Annotated in this window: 11 protein-coding genes; all 11 read left to right on the top strand. The window is 67.0% G+C overall.

The annotated features are described in order from the left end of the window. The first annotated feature begins 40 nt into the window (after positions 1-40). The 11 genes from Y958_RS28830 (at position 41) to Y958_RS28780 (ending at position 17,304) form a co-directional block, all read left to right on the top strand. Entirely contained in the window at positions 41-1,912 is a 1,872-nt protein-coding gene (locus Y958_RS28830; protein ID WP_088875375.1) for an alpha-amylase family glycosyl hydrolase, read from the top strand. Then, positions 1,909-2,826 (top strand): ROK family protein, encoded by a 918-nt coding sequence (locus Y958_RS28825; RefSeq protein ID WP_088875374.1) that lies wholly within the window; start codon positions 1,909-1,911, stop codon positions 2,824-2,826. The genes Y958_RS28830 and Y958_RS28825 overlap by 4 nt, the downstream gene beginning before the upstream one ends. A 337-nt stretch (positions 2,827-3,163) precedes the next feature. Then, positions 3,164-6,244 carry a TonB-dependent receptor domain-containing protein gene (locus Y958_RS28820; protein ID WP_211098833.1) on the top strand — a complete coding sequence of 1,027 codons (3,081 nt, stop codon included), beginning with the start codon at positions 3,164-3,166 and terminating at the stop codon, positions 6,242-6,244. A gap of 233 nt (positions 6,245-6,477) precedes the next feature. Next, on the top strand, positions 6,478-7,032 hold the full coding sequence (locus Y958_RS28815) for a hypothetical protein (RefSeq protein ID WP_145727918.1): 555 nt from the start codon (positions 6,478-6,480) through the stop codon (positions 7,030-7,032). A gap of 174 nt (positions 7,033-7,206) precedes the next feature. Next, on the top strand, positions 7,207-9,519 hold the full coding sequence (locus tag Y958_RS28810; RefSeq protein ID WP_088875372.1) for a TonB-dependent receptor: 2,313 nt from the start codon (positions 7,207-7,209) through the stop codon (positions 9,517-9,519). A 48-nt stretch (positions 9,520-9,567) separates the two neighbouring features. Further along, positions 9,568-9,942: a copper homeostasis periplasmic binding protein CopC gene (gene copC, locus Y958_RS28805; protein ID WP_088875371.1), complete on the top strand. Its 375-nt coding sequence runs from the start codon at positions 9,568-9,570 to the stop codon at positions 9,940-9,942. An 18-nt stretch (positions 9,943-9,960) separates the two neighbouring features. Next, on the top strand, positions 9,961-11,874 hold the full coding sequence (locus Y958_RS28800; protein ID WP_088875370.1) for a CopD family protein: 1,914 nt from the start codon (positions 9,961-9,963) through the stop codon (positions 11,872-11,874). 184 nt (positions 11,875-12,058) lie between these two features. Then, positions 12,059-13,045, top strand: a complete 987-nt coding sequence (locus Y958_RS28795) for an OmpA family protein (RefSeq protein ID WP_088875369.1) — start codon at positions 12,059-12,061, stop codon at positions 13,043-13,045. A 233-nt stretch (positions 13,046-13,278) separates the two neighbouring features. After that, positions 13,279-14,214, top strand: a complete 936-nt coding sequence (locus Y958_RS28790; RefSeq protein WP_088875368.1) for a VOC family protein — start codon at positions 13,279-13,281, stop codon at positions 14,212-14,214. 88 nt (positions 14,215-14,302) lie between these two features. Then, a complete protein-coding gene (locus Y958_RS28785; RefSeq protein ID WP_244909742.1) occupies positions 14,303-14,620 on the top strand; it encodes a Rieske (2Fe-2S) protein in 318 nt (105 codons plus the stop codon). 197 nt (positions 14,621-14,817) lie between these two features. Beyond that, on the top strand, positions 14,818-17,304 hold the full coding sequence (locus tag Y958_RS28780; RefSeq protein ID WP_244909741.1) for a TonB-dependent receptor plug domain-containing protein: 2,487 nt from the start codon (positions 14,818-14,820) through the stop codon (positions 17,302-17,304). Positions 17,305-17,311: the final 7 nt, after the last annotated feature.

Genomic DNA, 17,311 nt, shown 5'->3' with positions numbered 1-17,311 from the left:
CGGTTCTTTTTGACATCGACCCTCCTGGAACTTTCACGGCATGACCTCTTCCGTCTTCAGCCGGGCTGCGGCCCTGCACGATCGCCTGGACCGGCACTGGCCCGTGGCCGACGCCCTGCTGCGGCGGCTGTATGGCGGCACCCCCGGACCGGACCACTGGCTGGACCACTGGCTGGGCCAGGTGCGTGAGGCCGTCACCCGGGCGGCGCGGAACCGGCCGCAGGCCCTGGCCGACCTGGACACGTGGCGTCAGGCGAAGCCCGACTGGTTCCAGCGGCCGGACCAGCTGGGCTATTGCTTCTATGTCGACCGCTTCGCCGGCACGCTCGCCGGGGTGCGGCGGCGGCTGGATTATCTAGCGGACCTGGGTGTGACCTACCTGCACCCCCTGCCCCTGCTGGCCATGCAGTCCGGCGACAATGACGGCGGCTTCGCCGTGGCCGACTATCGTTCGGTGGAACCCCGCCTGGGCACGGCGGAGGATCTGAGGGCGCTGGCGGAGGATGCCCACCAGGCCGGCATGGCCTTGTGCCTGGACGTGGTGTGCAACCATACCGCCCGCGACCATGCCTGGGCCCAAGCCGCACTGGCGGGCGATCCGACCTATCGCGCCTATTACCACGTGCTGGACAGCGCGGACGAGGTCGCCGCCTATGAGGCCACGCTGGGCCAAGTCTTCCCCAAGACGGCGCCGGGCAATTTCACCCCCGAGCCGTCGCTGGCCCGCGATGGCGGTGGCGCCTGGGTATGGACCACCTTCTACCCCTACCAATGGGACCTGAATTACGCCAACCCGGCCGTGTTCCTGGAAATGCTGGAGGTGCTGCTGCACCTGGCCAACCAGGGCGTCGACGTCTTCCGCCTGGACAGCACGCCCTTCCTGTGGAAGACGCCGGGCACGTCCTGCCGGGGGCTGCCGCAGACCCATTGGATCGTGCAGGCCTGGCGGGCGCTGCTGGCCATTGCGGCGCCCGGCGTGCTGCTGAAGGGCGAGGCCATCGTCGACCCGGACGACGTGGTGTCCTTCTTCGGCCGGGATGAGGCCACCGGGCTGCCGGCCGCCAACGAATGCCACCTGGCCTACAACAACGGCATGATGACGGCCCTGTGGCTGGCCCAGGCGACCGGCGACGCGAACCCCGCCCATGCCCTGCTGGACCGGCTGTCTGGGCGGCCGCGGCAGGCGGCCTGGATCACCTATGTCCGTTGCCATGACGACATCATCTGGGACGCGCTGGCCGCCCTGATCCCGCAAGAGACGCTGCACCGGGTTTCCGCCTTCTACGCCGGCGCCACGGCCGGCAGCTACGCCCTAGGCGCCGCCTTCCAGGCAGACGGCGGCGGCGCACCCAGCACCAACGGAATGGCGGCCTCGCTGGTGGGCCTGCGGCCGGAAGGGCGCCCCGGCGAAGCGGACACGGATGCCGCCCTGGCCCGCCTGCTGCAGCTGTACCAGGTCACCCTGGCGCTGGATGGCCTGCCGGTTCTGTACATGGGGGACGAAATCGCGCTGACCAACGCCCCGCTGTCCGGCCTGCCCAATGGCGAAGGCCGCTGGCTGCATCGGCCGCATATGGACTGGGACCAGGCCGCTGGACGCGATGACGGCGCCACCGCCGCAGGCGCGTTCCATACCGCCCTGCATCAGCTGATCAGAGTGCGCGCCAGCCTGCCCGCCCTGCATGGCGCGGAACCTGCTCAGCCCTTGGCTGGCTTACCGGCGGGTGTCCTGGGCTTCCGGCGCGTCGGCTTCCGACCCCTGCTGTGCCTAGCCAACCTGACGGGCGAGACGGTCACGGTAGCGCTGCCCACTGGCTCCGCCGGGCGGGACGTGGTGGTGGAAAAGGATGTCGACCCGGCGGCCGTGCCCCTAGCTGCCTGGCAGGCACGCTGGATCGAGGTCCGGTCATGAGGCGTATCGGGGCGGTGGAACTGGGCGGCACCAAGGCCGTCGTGGGCGCGGCCGTCATGGAGGGTACAGGGCGGCCGCAGTCCATCGAGACCGTTCGCATCCCCACCACCTCGCCGGAGGAAACGCTGGCGCGCTGCGCCGAGACGCTGCGCGAGCTGGGCGGGCGCATGGGCGGGTTGGACGCGGTGGGCGTCGCCAGCTTCGGGCCCCTGCAATTGGATCCCCACCGCCCGGAATACGGCAGCATCACCCGCACACCCAAGCCGGGGTGGGCCGGCGCGCCGGTGCGTGACCATCTTGCCAACGCCCTGGGGGTTCCGGTCGCCATAGACACCGACGTCAACGGCGCCGCCCTGGGCGAAGGCCGCTGGGGCGCGGCGCGGGGCCTGGACAGCCATGTCTACGTGACCGTGGGCACGGGCATCGGCGTGGGTGTGGTGGTGGGCGGGCGTCCGCAACACGGCCTGGTGCATCCCGAGGGCGGCCACCTGCTGGTGCGCCGCGATCCGGCCCGCGACCCCTATGCTGGCCATTGCCCCTATCACGGCGATTGCCTGGAGGGACTGGCCTGCGGCCCCGCCATCGAGGCGCGCGTGGGCCGGCCGGCCACGGAGCTGGCCGACGACCATCCCGTCTGGGACCTGGTGGGCGACTATCTGGGCCAGATGGCGGCCAACCTGCTGTTCGCGCTGTCGCCGCAGCGCATCGTCATCGGCGGCGGCGTGGGCGGGCGCCTCGGCCTGCTGGACCGCGTCCGCCATCATGCCGAACGTCACATCGGCGGCTACATCGACCACCCCGTCCTGACCCAGGGCCTGACCGGCTTCATCGTGCCGCCGGGCCTGGGCGGGGAGGCGGGCCTGGCCGGCGCCTTGGCCCTGGGGTGGGCGCACCTTGAAACCGTCTCCGCCTGAGTCGCGCCCCTGTCGCCGCTCATCAATCGGCTGTCGGAACAAGTAAGCTACCGCCGTAATCACGCGCCTCGAATGGCCACCCCAACAGGTTGAGCCATCCTACCCTGAATGGGGGTAGGTGCGGCCATCCCACCGCACCAGAAAGTTATAAAATTCCATTCATTGTGTTGCATTCTTGCGACGTTCGTTTTGAACATCAACAAGAGAGCAACAAAACAGGATTGACCCTGACCGTTTGGTCAACCTCCCATTGATGCCATAACAGGCATCAATAACAACGGGGGCAACTATGGGTCGGTCTACCCAATCGTCGCACTTCTGCCAAAAAATCAACCCCTTGCGCCTATCCCTGATGGTTGGCGCCGCCATCGGCACCATGGGAACGGCCGCCAGCGCCTGGGCTCAGCAGGCTGGGGACGCAACTCCTGCGCCGGCGCAGGTGGCGCAAGCCGCTCAGCAACCGGCCGACACCGCCGCCACCGGCACGCAGCAGACGACCTCCCTCAACGAAATCGTCATCACCGGCTCACGCATCAAGCGCGCCAACTTCGACACCATGCAGCCGGCCGAGGTCATGGGATCGGATGAGATCGCGAAGCGTGGCTTTACCAACCTGGGCCAAGCGCTGCAAGAGCTGCCGGCGTTCGGTGTCCCGGGCAACAGTCCCGTGGGCAGCCAGGGTTCCTTTGGCGCCGGCCAGACCTTCGCCGACCTGTACAATTTGGGCTCCCAGCGCACCTTGACGCTGGTGAACGGCCGCCGTTTCGTGTCGTCCGCCAGTTCGTCCATTTTCGGCGCCGTCGCCGGCAGCCCGGTGGACCTGTCGGCCATCCCCACGGCCCTGGTTGACCGCACCGAAGTGGTGGCGGTGGGCGGCGCGCCCATCTACGGCTCCGACGCTATCGCCGGCACCGTCAACATCATCCTGAAGAAGGATTACCAGGGCGCCGACGTCAGCGTGTCCAGCGGCCTGTCGGAATATGGCGACGCTGCCGACTACAACGCCTCGGCGGTGCTGGGCCGGAACTTCAACAACGGCCGCGGCAACATCACTGTCGCGGTCCAGTACGATAAGCAGAATGGCCTTACGGACGAAGACCGCAAGGGCACCATTGGCGGCGCCAGTAAATTCTACGGCAGCGCCACCAAAGGCCAGACCTTCACACAGCAGCTCTATTCCGGCGGCCGGCATTACAATATCTTCACCAACACCGGCATGCCCATGGTGGACGATGGCATACCTATTTCCCGGGGCCAAGCCGCGTCCGCCATCACCAATGACGCCGGCCAGGCCCTGTACTTCGGCCCCAACGGCCAGCTGACGCCGTTCATCAATGGCCAACTGACAGGCAACGCCATCTATCAAGCCGGCGGCAGCGGCTTCCCCCTTGCCGACTACGGCAACCTGCAGGTCGAAAGCAACCGGACCCAGGTCACGTTGCTCAGTCATTACGACCTGACCGACCATGTGCGTTTCAATACAGAGCTGTGGTACGGCCACCTCCGTGCCGCCAACTTGCGCGACCAGCCCTATTACAACACCGCGCAATTCGGCAATGCGGGCGATCCCAACGGCAACCTTATCCTGAGCACGGACAACCCCTATCTAAGCGCCGCCGACCGCCAAACCATCATCAACAACCTGGTGGCCGCGGACGCCGACCCCAGCACCTTCTACATGGCCCGCGCCAACACGGATCTCGCCACCGGCGCCTTCCGTAGCACGACCAACGTCTATCGCGTCGTAGCGGGGCTGGAGGGTGACTTCTCGGCGCTTGACCGCACCTTCAACTGGGACGTGACGGGAACCTACGGCAAGTCGGAAACCTCGAACGAGGACCGGCAGGTGGTGACCCAGAACCTCTTCAACGCCATCAACGCGGTGCGGGACAGCAGCGGCAACATCGTCTGCGCGCCCGGCTACACCAACGCCGCCATCGCCACGCTGAGCAGCACCTGCGCGCCGTTGAACATCTTCGGCATCAACCACGCCAGCAAGGCGGCAACGGATTACATCACCGCTATCGCCGACCCCAGCCAAGACAATGCCCAGTACGACGTGCTGGCCAACATCGGCGGCAGCATCGTCACCTTGCCCGCCGGCGACGCAAAGTTTTCGCTGGGCTATGAATACAGGCGCGAGACGACCGCCTTCGATCCCGGTGCGTTCTATTACGGACAGCCCAACGGCGACGGCACCCGCACCCAATTCGGCAACAGCATTCCCATCGACCCGGTGGCGGGCGAGTACCACACCAACGAAGGCTTCGGCGAAGTGGACATTCCGGTGGTGGCGCCGGACATGAATCTGCCGCTGATCTATAACCTGGAACTGCAGGGGGCGGCGCGCTTCGTCGACAACAGCCAGACCGGCACCTTCTGGTCCTACAGCGGCGGCGGCACCTACCAGCCCATCCGCGACATCACCCTGCGCGGCAACTACACCCGGTCCTTCCGTGCCCCGGCGGTGACCGAGGCCTATAGCCCCACGGGCAAGATCTACACCACCGCCGACGACCCCTGCGACCAACGCTACATCACCGGCGGCCCCAACCCGGCCAACCGCGCCGCAAACTGCGCCGCCGCCGGCATCACCCAGCCCTTCACGTCCGACATCGTCGACTTCACCAGCCCAGGCACCAGTTCCGGCAACCCACACCTGCAGAACGAAATCGCCGATAGCTGGACGGTGGGCACGGTGCTGCGCCCCCGTTACACCCCCGGGCTGACGCTATCCGCTGATTACATCAGCATCGACATCACCAATGAAATCGCGCAACTGAGCGCCACCGACTTGCTGGACGCCTGCTATGACGGCGCCCCCGGCAATTCGTTCTGCGGCACCTTCGCGCGCGATGGCAGTGGGCAGGTGACATCGGTGGCCGAGGGCTACTACAACGCCGCCATCGAAAGCTTCAAGGCCCTGCAGGCCGAACTGGATTATGCCTTCAACCTGGAGGACGTGGGCCTGCCAGCCAACTATGGCGCCATCGACTTCAGCGTCAATTACCTGCACACCTTCAGCCATTATTATAAGGTGGGCACTGGCGATAAGCAGTACACGGTGGGTGCAGTGGAAGAACCCCGCAACAACTTCACCGCCAACATCAACTACAAGAATGGCGGGTTCGATTTCCTATGGCAAACCCAGTACTATAGTGAAACCCGCCTCAACGTGAACACACCGCTATCCAACTACCAGTACCCGGTCATGGACCCGTACGTGATGTACAACGCCTCGGCCGGCTATGAGTTCGAGGGCGGCTATCGCATACGCTTCCTGGTGGATAACGTTCTGAATTCCCACGTTCCCTTCCCGCAGGCGGGCTATACGGGCGCGAGCGGCACAGCCCTTCCCCGCTACTACAGCGCCGTTCTGGGCCGGTACTATCGCCTCACGGCCGGTTACAAATTCTGATCCACTGACGGTTCGGAGTCGTGAAAAGGCCCGCCTTCGAGTTCCCGGAGGTGGGCCTTTTTTATAGAATCGGATCGACGCAGCGCACACCCGGCCGAATCCACACCGGTGATCCGGTGGCGATGGCAGGCTTGACCCATCTCAGGGTAGACAAATCGGAACCGGGATAGGATGCTGGCGGCACATCGTTCTGGTTGCTGATTAACAATCTTTGCGCGCACAAAAGTAGCATTATGACACTCCGCCCCTTGTCCCCCCTGTCGGCTGTGCTGGCCGCCGCGCTGAGGTTCCTGGACCTCGGACGGGCCCGGCGTGCGCCGCGCGGATGGGCTTGGCTGGTGCTGGCGGCGGTGCTACTGCGCGGGCTGATTCCTGTCGGCTATATGGTCAACACCGGTGGCGGGCCGGCGCCCTTCATGCTCTGCCCTGGCGTGCATGACGTGCTGGATCAGGTGATGGCCCCCATGGACGCCCCCTGGGATGCCCCCATGCCGCCCGCCTCCGTGGCGCACGTGCATCACCATCACCCCGACGCCGAGCCCGGCGGCCTGTTGACGCCATCAGGTCATGCCGGCCATCACGACCACCGGCCGGGCGGCGACCAGGACCATATGGGGCCTTGCGCCTTCGCCGCCTTGGCGGCGCTGGCCGTCCCGCTGCTGCTGCTGATCCTGGCGCTGCCCACGCGGCAGGCGCGGCAAAGCTGGCGGCCCAGCACCCGGGCCCGGCGTTTCACCTCGCGCCTGCCCGGCACCCCCGGCGCCCGCGCCCCGCCCCTGGCCGCTTGAGCCCGGGGCACCCCGCGTTCCAGCGGCCTTCCCACCTCGGGCATCCCCGACATCGCCCGCCGTCCGGCCCCTTTCCGGGGCCGGCGACGGCACCCCTGTCCTGAACGGCCGTGTCCCGCGCCGCCCGGCACCGTCCCGGGCCGCCGCCGGCCGTCCCCCGAAGGGATCACCTTCATGGTATGCCTATCCCGGCGCCCGTCGCGCCGCCCGCTCACCGCCGCCATCGCCCTGGGCGTCGGCCTCTTGGGCATGGTTCCGTCTGCCCCGTCCCTGGCCGCCCCGGCGCCGGAGGCCGACGCCGACCTGGACCTTGCAGCCAACCCCATCGTCATCACCGCTGACCGGCCGGCCCTGGAGAAGTACGCCGCCCCGCAGACCGCGGTGGGAGTCACCGGCGCCACGGTCATGGAAACGCAGAACGTCCTGGACAGCGAGGACGCGCTGAAATACCTGCCTAGCCTGTTCCTGCGTAAGCGTAACAACGGCGACACCCAGGCCGTGCTGGCCACCCGCACCTGGGGCGTGAACTCCAGCGCCCGCACCCTGGTCTATGCCGACGACGTGCTGATCTCGGCCCTGATCGCCAACAACAACACCATCGGCGCCCCGCGCTGGGGCCTGGTGGCGCCGGAGGAGATCGAGCGGGTCGACGTGCTGTACGGCCCCTATTCCGCCGCCTACGCCGGCAACTCCATGGGCGGGGTGGTGCAGATCACCACCCGCACGCCCGAGAAACTGGAGGCCGATGCCCGCCAGTCGGAGGCGGTACAGAGCTTCGGCCTTTATGGCACACACAAGGATCTGGTGACCTCGCAGACCAGCGCCCATGTCGGCGACCGCCTGGGGCGGTTCACCTGGTCGCTGAGCGCCAACTACCAGGACAGCGACAGCCAGCCGCTGAGCTTCGTCACCAACGCCAAGGTGCCCACCGGCACCAGCGGCACCTTCCTGGCACAGAACAAGACGGGGGCCGTCGCCGACGTGGTGGGCGCCAGCGGCCTGCTGCACACCCAGATGACCAACGCCAAGCTGAAGCTGGGGTATGACCTGTCACCGGTCTGGCGGCTGAATTACACCCTTGGGTACTGGCAGAACGACGCGACGTCGGACGTGCAGACCTATCTGCGCGACAGCACCGGTGCCGCCACCTTCGCCGGCCTGTCCGGTTTCGCCAGCGGCAAGTACAGCCTGTGGCAAAGCCATCTGGCCCAAAGCGTCACCCTGCGCAGCGACAGCAAGGACACGTGGGACGCGGAAGTGACGGCCAGCCATTATGAGATGCTGGACGACATCCAGCGCACCCCCACCGGCGTGACCGCCAACGGCACCGGCTTCAGCACCGCCGGCCGCATCGCCCGCATGGACGGCACCAACTGGACCAATGTGGATGCCAAGGCCCTGTGGCGCACCACGCCGTCCAATACCGTCAGCGCCGGCCTGCACGCCGACCAGTATGAGCTGGTCAATCCCACCTACAACACCGCCACCTGGCAGGGCGGCAGCGACCAGGGTCAAAGCCTGTACAGCAGCGGCCGGGGCAAGACCCAGACCCTGGCCCTGTGGGCGCAGGATGAATGGAGCTTCCTGCCTGACTGGACCGCCACCCTGGGCGGACGGCTGGAGCGCTGGCAGGCCTTCGACGGTTATAACTACAGCGGCGGCAAGGGGGTGCAGCAGCCGGACACGGAAAGGGGCGCCTTCTCACCCAAGGCGACCCTGACCTGGACACCCACCGGCGACTGGCACGTCACCGCCTCGTTCGGCGAGGCCTATCGCTTCCCCACGGTCAGCGAACTGTACCAGCTGGTGCAGACGGGCCTGACCTATACCGCGCCCAACGCCAACCTGAAGCCGGAACGGGTGTTGAGCGGCGAACTGGCGATCGAGCGCAGCTTCACCGATGGCCCCTTCGCGGACGGGCGCGTCCGCCTGTCGCTGTTCCAGGAGAACACCCACGACGCCCTGATCGCCCAGACCGCCTTCCTGACGGGATCCACGCCGGTCAGCTACACCGTGAACGTGGATGAGGTACGCAACCGGGGCGTCGAGCTGGCCGCCAGCCAACAGGATGTGCTGGTCAAGGGGCTGGAGCTGTCGGGCAGCGTCACCTATGTCGACAGCACCATCCTGTCCGACCCCAATTTCGCCAGCACCACCGGCACCACGGCCACGGGCAAGCACGTGCCCTACGTCCCGGACTGGCGCGTCACCCTGGCGGCGACCTACCGGCCGGACGAGCAATGGGCCTTCACCATCGCCGGCCGCTATAGTGGAAAGCAGTATTCGACGCTGGACAACACCGACAGCGTGGCCAAGGTATTCGGCGCCTTCGACAGCTTCCTCGTCGCCGACGTCCACATCGACTACAAGGTGCTGGACAATTTGACGCTGGACCTGGGCGTCGACAATCTCAATGATGAGAAGTACTTCCTCTACCATCCCTTCCCGGGGCGGACTTTCTTCGGCGGCCTGAAAGTGTCGCTCTGACGCCCGGTCACGTCACCCGTTTCCCCTTTCATCTCAAGGATACGCCCCATGACCTACCGCACCGTCGCGGCCTCCGCCGCCGCCTTCGTCATCGCCCTGGGCCTGGCCGGCACCGCGGCCGCCCACGCCCACCTGAAGCGTTCCGTCCCCACCGCCAGCAGCACCGTCGCCGGCCCCACCCAGGTGGAGGCATGGTTCACCGAGGATCTGGAGCCCAAGTTCAGCACCATCACCGTCACCGGGCCTGGTCCGAACGGCAAAAAGGTGGACAAGGGCGACACCCACACCGATCCGGCGGACGCCAAGCACCTGATCGTCGGCATCGACGGCGCCACCCCCGGCACCTACACGGTGACCTGGGCCGTCACCTCGGTCGACACCCACAAGTCCAATGGCAGCTTCACGTTTGAGGTTCAGAAGTAAGGCGTCTAAACCCATCTTATGAACACGTTGGAAACCGGCCTGGCCATCGCCCGGGCATTGCATCTCGCCCTGGCGCTGGCCGCCTGGGGCCTGCCCGCCTTCGCCGCCCTGGTGGTGGCGAAGGCGCCCGCGGGCCCCGCCCGTGACGACCTGACCGCCACCCTGCGCCGCTGGACGCGCGGGGCGGCGGGAACAGCCGTCGCGGCCGGGCTGCTGTGGTTCGCCGCGCAGGCGGCCGTGTTCGTGGGTGACGACAACCCCGCCGCCGTGCTGGGTGCGCTGGCTGCCACGGCGGCGACCCGTTACGGGCATGTCGTGTTGCCCCGCCTGGCGTTGCTGGTCGCGGCGGTGGTCCTGGAAAAACGGTTGTCGGTGCAAAGGCTGGCCGGCCTGCTGGGCCTGTCGCTGGCGCTGCACGCCGGCGTCGGCCATGTCGCCGTCACCTTCGACGCCGCCAGCCTGCCGGGCCTGGTGGCGGAGGTGCTGCACCTGCTGGCGGCCGGCGCCTGGCTGGGCGGCATGGCCGGGCTGCTGCTGGCCCTGTCGCGTCCGGCGCTGGCGGCTGATCTGGCCATGCGTTTTTCTACCCTGGGCGTCACCTGCGTCACCCTGCTGGCTGCCACCGCCCTGCTGAACGGCATGGGCCTGATCGGTACCCTGGCCGGCCTGATCGGCACCACGTATGGCCATGTCGCCATCGCCAAGGCCGTGCTGTTCGCCCTGATGCTGGGCTGTGCCGCGCTGAACCGCTGGCGCATTGCCCCCGGCTTGGCCCGGGGCACGGTGCCGCTGGGGATGTTGCGCACCTGCGTGCTGGTGGAACTGTCCCTGGGTATTGCCGTGGTGGCCCTGGCCGCCTGGCTGGCCAGCATCGTGCCGGGGGTGCATGACCAGCCACTGTGGCCCTTCACCCGCAAACTCAGCGGCGAGATCCTGTCCGATCCCGACTACGGCGGCCTGGCGTGGAGGGCCATCCTCCTGACCGGCCTGGGCATCCTGGGCCTGGCCCTGGCCGTAATGCCCCCCTGGCCTGGGGCTTGGCGCCGGCCCGCCCTGGCCCTACGCCTGCCGGCCCTGGCCGCCGCCGGTGCCGCGCTGTGGTTCGGCGTGCCTGACCTGGACCTGCTGACGGTGGAGGCCTTCCCCACCAGTTACTGGTCATCCCCCACCGGCTTCACCGCCGCCTCGGTGGCGCAGGGGGCCGCGTTGTTCCCCGGCCACTGCGCCCGCTGCCATGGCGCTGGCGGCGCCGGTGATGGGCCCGACGCGGCCAAGCTGAGCATCCCGCCCGCCGACCTGACGGCCCACCATCTGCTGGACCACAGCGAGGGCGACATCTTCTGGTGGCTGAGCCACGGCATGCCCGACCCGGACGGCAAGCCGGTCATGCCGGCCTTCGAGGGCCAACTGGCGGAAGACGACCGCTGGGCGCTGATCGACTACATCCACACCCTGAACAGCGGCACGACGGTGGCGGAGGCCAAGGGCGTGTGGACCTGGGGCATGCCCGCCCCGGAATTGGACCTGAGCTGTCCGGCCGACGGCGCGCTGGCCAGGACCGGCAGCCTGGCCGACCTCACCGGCCACCCGCTGCTGCTGGCCATTGGTTATGCCGAGGTGCCCCCACAAGCCCTGGCGGCGGTGCAGGCAACACCGGTGGTGCCCATCATCGTCAGCACCGACCCCGACCGGGCCCCGCCCGCGACCGCCTGCGGCAGCACCAGTCCGGAAGCGGCCGTGGCCTATCGGACCATTGGTGGCGCCCCAGAGGGACCGCTGCTGGTGCTGGTGGACAGCCGGGGCGCCCTGCGCACCATCTGGCAGGGCCCTTTCCCGGCGACGCCGGCCGCGATCGCTGTGCTGGCGGCCAAGGCGGAGGAAGCCGAACGCCATCCCTTCGCCACCGGCGGCGGCGGGCATCACCATCACTGAGATATTAATGACCAAGGGACGCAAGGGCCTTGTCATCTCCCAGGCGCACAGGCCGCTACCTCTAACACCGTATTCCCGGTGACATACCCAGTCCAGAATCGGGCCCTTGGCCTTGCCTGGCAGCAGACCGCACCCTATCCAAATCCGTCATTTCACGAACAACGACAGCGGATTTGGAACGATCATGACGATCTTTTCTCGTTATCATTCCATTAAAGCCAGGAACTACCAGGCAGTACTGACGGTGGCCCTGCCGTTATTGGCGGCAACCCCGGTGCTGGCCGCGGGCGACGTGCCCGGTTCCAAAGACCATCCGCTGGTCTCACGCTTCGCCGGCGCCACCATCACCGCCTATGAACACAAGGACTTCGATGAGGCCTTCCTGCCCGACCGGCCGGTGAAGGACGAAGACAAGGCCGAGGGCCTGCACCTGGAAGGCAAGGTGACCCGCGTCTGGTACACCATCGCCACCGGCAAATCGACGCTGGAGGTGGAACGCAACTACCAGGACGCACTGCAGAAGGCCGGCTTCCAGATGGTGTTCCGCTGCGCCAAGGAAGAATGCGGCGACGACTTCCAGCGGCTGGTCATCAACTCCGGCAAGGTGCTGACCCCAGGCAAGGGCAATGCCGCCTTCGGCGGCGCCCACCGCACCATTCTGGCCAAGCTGCCCCGGCCAACCGGCGACGCTTACGTCTTCCTGCACATCATGGAAGACAGCTCCAACCAGCGCACCCTGGTGAATGAGGAGGTGGTGGAAATCCAGCCCATGCAGACCGGCCAGGTGCAGATCATGGACAGCGGCACCATGAAGAACAGCCTGGCCAGCAGCGGCAAGGTCGCGCTCTACGGCATCTACTTTGACACCGACAAGGCGGAGGTGAAGCCGGAATCCAAGGCCCAACTGGATGAGATGGCCAAGCTGCTGAACAGCAACCCGGCCCTGAAGGTCTACATCGTGGGCCACACCGACAGCCAGGGGCAATTCGCCCACAACCTGGACCTGTCGCAGAGGCGGGCGGACGCGGTGGCGCAATCCCTGACCGGCACCTACCACATCGCGCAAGGGCGCCTGGCGGCCAAGGGCGTCGCGTCGCTGGCCCCCGTCACCACCAACGACAGCGACGACGGCCGGGCGCAGAACCGGCGGGTGGAACTGGTGCAGCAGTAGCTGGGATCAGGCGGCACCGGCGACGGCCCTCGACCCCATGGGAAATGGATATTTCCGCTAGGGATCTATTGGCGGCATCCATAGATGCCGCCCCCTCCTGCGGGCGGACCCATCGGTTTCATCCATACGTGCAATGGATAGGAACGGTTTTTAACAGCGCGACCGGATCCCTAGATTTCAAGCTGGATCGCCCCGCGGGAGAGGGCGGCCCCTACTCGGGAGACGAACGCCTCATGAATATCATCGGACCGGACGCCCTGGTGTTCGGTGTCGACGATGTCGACGCCTGCAGCCAGTATCTGACGGATTACGGCCTGACGCCGGCCGGTGACGGCCGGTTCGAGGCGCTGGACGGCACCTGTGTCGTCATCCGCGCCGCCGACGACCCCCGCCTGCCGCCGGCCATCGGCCCCGCCCCCTCGATCCGCGAGATCGTCTACGGCGTGGGCGACGCGGCGACGCTGGAGGCCATCGCCGCGGAACTGTCCAAAGACCGTGAGGTGCGCCGGGGCGAGGGCGGCAGTGTGCACGCCGACGACGATTCCGGTTTCCACCTCAGCTTCGCGCTGACCATCCGCCGGCCCTACACCGCCCCGGCCGACCTGACCAACGCCCCCGGCCACCCGCCCCAGCGCGGGCCCAACCTGCTGGGCATCAACTGGGATATGAAGGTCGAGCCGCGCACCCTGTCGCACGTGGTGCTGTTCGTTCCCAATATGGAGCAGGCGGAAGCTTTCTACGTGAGCCGCCTGGGCTTCCGCCTGACGGACAAGTTCATCGGCGTCGGCCCCTTCCTGCGCCCGGCAGGCACGCAGGACCACCACACCCTGTTCCTGATCCAGACGCCGCCCTTCATGAAGGGGGTGGAGCATTTCACCTTCCACCTGGGCAGCGGCACCGAGGTGCTGCTGGCCGGCACCCAGTTCGAGGCCAAGGGCTACACCACCTTCTGGGGGCCCGGTCGCCACTACCTCGGGTCCAACTGGTTCTGGTACTTCAACAGCCCGCTGGGCTGCCATGTGGAGTACGACGCCGACATGGACCTGCACGACGACACGTGGGAGGCCCGCCACCGTCCGCCGGGGGCGGACAATTCCCAGCTGTTCCTGTTCACGGCGCGGGAGAAGTGGTTCCCCAGCGGTCCGCCGCCTAAGGGCGGCGCGCACTGAGGTGGCCATCCCATCCGATATCCCCGGGGCGGCAGCTCCGGGGAGGAGCCACCTTACCCCGCTATGCGCCCTGGATGCCTTGCCGCCGGTGGGCCAGGCACGGGGCTTCGACCCGGCCAAATCCGGCCGCGACACGGTTTTCGCGCTGCGCCGCAGCGACGGCATCCGGGTCTACCGCAACCATTGCCCCCACCAGGGCGTACCGCTGGAATACCGCAAGGACCGCTTCCTGTCCGGTGACGGCCAGCGCATCCTTTGCTACGCCCACGGCGCCCATTTCGACGCCGACAGCGGCCTGTGCACCGACGGGCCCTGCCGCGGTATGTCCTTGGCATCCTTGCCCTTGGTCATCGAGGACGGCTGGCTTTACCTGGCCTTGGCCCCGGACAGCCCCCTCTTGCGCTGATCGCTCTGCCCATCAGCGGCACGGCAAGGTCATATCCCGTTCAGCCGAAGGCGAAATGTCGCATCCCCAACCCTAAGTCGCGTCCCGTACGCTTTCCCCAAGAGCAAAACGTGCCGCAAGCGCGAAACGGGCAAATAGGGATAAATCACCACGAAGCGACCCAGAGCGTATCGAAACGATAATCTGGGAGACTTCATATGGGATTTTGCGGCAGTGCGCGGTGGTCCGCGCATGAATGGCGACGTGCGCGCGTTTTTACTGCGCTGACTCTTCTGGCCGGCACGGCGCTGGCCTCCATTCCGCTGTCATCCGGGGCCTGGGCCGCGACGGCACCCGCCGATGCGGACAACCTCGGCGAGATCATCGTCACCGGCACGCGCCGTATCGACCGCTCGGTGGCCGACAGCCCCTCCCCCGTCGACGTCTTCACGCCGGAGGATCTGGAGCGCCAGGCCGGCAGCGACACGCAGGACCTGATCCGCACCCTGGTGCCCTCCTTCAACGTCGGCCATTTCTCCAGCGACGACGGCTCGGGCATTGTGCGCCCGCCGACGCTGCGCGGCCTGCCGCCGGATGAGACCCTGGTGCTGATCAATGGCAAGCGGTTCCACCGCTCGGCCCTGGTGCAGATCGCCGGCGATGCTCAGACCTCGGGCTCGCAGGGTGCCGACCTGAACCAAATCCCGGCCATCGCCATCAAGCAACTGGAGGTGCTGCGCGACGGCGCCTCCGCCCAGTACGGGTCGGACGCCATCGCCGGCGTCATGAACTTCACCCTGAAGGATGCCGCCGACGGCGGCAGCGTCATCGTGCAATGGGGCCAGGACTATGCCGGCGACGGCGCCACCGGCCACATCCAGGTGAATTCCGGCCTGCCCCTGGGTGACCGTGGCTTCGTCAACATCAGCGCCGAGTACCAGAAGAACGACCCCACCGACCGGGGCGTGGAGCGCAGCGACGTCACCGACCTCAAGGCGTCGGGCTACAACCCCGGCCCCAAGGGCTATCCCACGCCCAACCAGCGCTGGGGCGACAACGCGGTGGAGGCGGAGCGGCTGTTCATCAACAGCGGCATCGACCTGACCGACAATTCCAAGATCTACCTGTTCGGCAACTTCGGCCACAGCAACGAGAAGGAAAGCTTCTACTACCGCGACCCGGTCAGCAGCTGGCTGGGCACGACCTTCCCCCTGACCAGCGGCGGCAATTTCTCCTGGGCCAGCGTCTACCCGGGCGGCTACCACCCCTGGTTCTACGGCGACATCCTGGATAGCAGCATCACCGGCGGCTACAAGACGACGCTGAAGTCCGGCCTGATCATCGACGCCAGCGCCAGCTATGGCCGGGATGAGGTGCGCTACAACCTGACCAATACCGTCAACCCCTCGCTGGGCCCCAGCAGCCCCACCCAGTTCTACGTCGGCACCCAGACGCAGGAGGAGACCGACCTCAACCTGGACCTGACCTACCCGGTCCACATCGATTGGCTCGCCAGCCCCCTGACCCTGGCGGGCGGCGCGGAATACCGGCGCGAGACCTATACTATCACGCCCGGCGACGCGGCCTCATACACCTCCGGCGCCTATGCCGCCTACGTGCCGGTGGGGTCCAACGGCATGCCGGGCTTCACGCCCACCGACGCCGGCCAGTTCCCGCGCAGCAACTACGCCTTCTACGCCGATGCCGAAGCGGACGTGATCAAGGACCTGAGCCTGGGCTTCGCCCTGCGCTATGAGGATTTCAGCGACTTCGGCAACACCACCAACTGGAAGGTCACCGGCCGCTATCAGCTGACCGACTGGCTGGCCGTCCGCTCCTCCGTCAACACCGGCTTCCGCGCGCCGACGCCGGGCCAGGAGAACGTGTCCAAGGTCACCACCATCTTCCAGAACGGTAACCCGGTGGAACAGGGCACCTACCCCGTGGGCAGCGCCATCGCCCGCTATTACGGCGCCCAGGCGCTGAAGCCCGAAACCTCGTTCAACATCGCCGGCGGCCTGGTTTTCGACCTGCCCTACAAGGTCAACCTGACCGTCGACTACTACAACATCAAGGTCGAGGATCGCATCGGCATCACCAGCACCTATTCGGTGACGGCGGCCGACATCGTGGCCCAGCCGGCGCTGGCGGCGGTGGGCGTGGGCGGCCAGGTCAACTACTTCGCCAACGGCTTCGACACCCGCACCCAAGGCGTCGACATCGTCGCCAACAAGACCTTCGACCTGGATACGGCGGGTGAGCTGCACGCCACCGCGGCCATGAACATCAACCACACGGTCGTCACCAAGTACAACCCCACGGTCATCGGGCTGGGCCAGGTGCAGGACCTGCAGAACGAAAGCCCGCACTACCGCGCCACGCTGACCGGTGTATGGGACATCGGCAAATTCAGCATCCTGGGCCGCGCCAGCTATTTCGGCGCCTGGGAAGACAACGTCAGCATCTGCGGCACCACCTGCCTGGGCCAGAACTTCGACCCCGCCTGGATCTTCGATGCCGAGGTCTCATACAAGGTGCTGGACGACCTGACCGCCAGCATCGGCGGCCAGAACGTGGGCGACAAATACCCCGCCAAGATCCGGCCGGAGTTCGGCACCTATGGCGTCGGCCAGCAGTACTCCTTCAGCAGCCCCTACGGTTACGACGGTGGCTATTATTATGTGCGCCTGAAATACGATTTCTGACGACAGG

The organism is Nitrospirillum viridazoti CBAmc (genome assembly GCF_000730165.1).
Taxonomy (GTDB): Bacteria; Pseudomonadota; Alphaproteobacteria; order Azospirillales; family Azospirillaceae; genus Nitrospirillum; species Nitrospirillum viridazoti.
Note: the sequence above shows the minus strand (reverse complement) of the source record. Positions and strands in the feature narration are given on the sequence as shown.